This is a genomic window from Embleya sp. NPDC056575, assembly GCF_042793325.1.
Lineage (GTDB): Bacteria > Actinomycetota > Actinomycetes > Streptomycetales > Streptomycetaceae > Embleya.
On the sequence record NZ_JBHTVA010000180.1, the window covers coordinates 460 to 1319 of the forward strand.

An 860-nucleotide genomic window follows, 5' to 3' on the forward strand; every position below is an offset into this window, starting at 1 on the left:
CTCTTGCGATCTCACGCCTCTCCAACCCTTCTCCACCATGCAGGTCTCGCTCTACAACGCCGACCGCATCAGCGCCACAGGCCTGGAAGAGTTCGCTCCGGAGCAGATCACGTTCTCCCCCCGCCCCCGGACCGCCCAGCCACACACGACGGCTCAGGATGCGTCCTGACCGCAGCTGGTGAGCACAAGCCCTGCGGCAGCCTGCGCCAAGCCATCCGAGGCCCTCGTGCTTCATAGGGACGGGTCACGATGCAGGGCAGCGCAAGCCACGTCCCCGACGGGCCGGATCTGGGACGGACGGTTGAGGTAGAGGACGGTCCTCGCCACGGTGGCCAGTCGGGAACGTCGATGCCATTGAGCACGGCCTGCCTGTAAGGACCTGATCAGCTCAAACTTCGGCTCCCAGGCACAACGTGCACCGGACAAACCGGAGCAGCAGTCGTGGTGGCACTACCTCCAGGCGAAACGGGTATGGCCTGGCCCGGGGCGAGGTTGCGCGTGTTCAGATCAGCGGCCGAGGTGTGATGACACCGTCGTCGTCAACGCTCCAGCGTGCAAGCTGGTCGTGAAAGATCACGGTGCCGGGTGCTCCAAGGGCCGTGGCAAGGGATTCCGTCAGGGTCGTCGTACCGGGCAGCTGGACTGCGTGGGCAATGAGATCAGCGATACGGCTGCCGGTGACTTCGAGATCGAGGCCAATGAACACGACGGGGGCGGTCCAGGCGAAGCCGGTGACTTCGACCAGGTGATGTCCTTGTATCAGCCAGACGGGATGGTCGAGTTGGTGGTGTCCTGTGATCGTGTCCGCGGAGCCGTCCGACGGCGTGGCACGGGACAACTCGGCGCGCCAGGGAGCAAGG

At 65.1% G+C, this 860-nt stretch carries 1 protein-coding gene; it reads right to left on the reverse strand.

What is annotated here, in order from left to right; genetic code table 11:
- Positions 1 to 502: 502 nt before the first annotated feature.
- Positions 503 to 860, reverse strand: a 358-nt coding sequence (locus ACFRCG_RS48555) for a hypothetical protein (protein WP_380043077.1), incomplete at its 5' end; no start/stop codon positions are given.